The sequence below is a fragment of the Terrisporobacter mayombei genome (genome assembly GCF_020748465.1).
In the GTDB taxonomy this organism is placed as follows: domain Bacteria; phylum Bacillota; class Clostridia; order Peptostreptococcales; family Peptostreptococcaceae; genus Terrisporobacter; species Terrisporobacter mayombei.
Map to the genome: position 1 here is coordinate 1 of NZ_JAHZMP010000135.1, position 505 is coordinate 505.

Annotated in this window: 1 protein-coding gene; it reads left to right on the top strand. The window is 45.3% G+C overall.

Annotated elements, in window-relative coordinates; all coding sequences use genetic code 11:
• The coding region (locus K0039_RS24995; RefSeq protein WP_228106827.1) for a fimbria/pilus outer membrane usher protein at positions 1 to 505 on the top strand (505 nt) is incomplete at both ends.

Sequence of the window (505 nt, forward strand, 5' to 3'; positions counted from 1 at the left end):
TTCAGTGCCAGTCGCCAAAGTTACTGGAACACGTCACGCAGCGACCAGCAAATATCATTTGGATTAAATGTGCCGTTTGGTGATATTACGACTTCGCTGAATTACAGCTATTCCAATAATATATGGCAAAACGATCGGGATCATTTACTCGCTTTTACGCTTAATGTTCCCTTCAGTCATTGGATGCGTACAGACAGTCAGTCGGCATTTCGTAATTCAAACGCCAGTTACAGTATGTCAAACGATTTGAAAGGCGGCATGACCAATCTATCGGGGGTTTATGGCACTCTGCTGCCGGATAATAACCTGAATTATAGCGTTCAGGTCGGTAACACCCACGGAGGTAATACATCGTCTGGCACCAGTGGTTACAGTTCTCTTAATTATCGCGGAGCTTATGGTAATACTAATTTCGGTTACATTCGGAGTGGTTCCAGCAGCCAGATTTATTCTGGCATGAGTGGTGGGATTCTGTCTCCTGCCCTTGTCTTAGCCGGGAAACGCT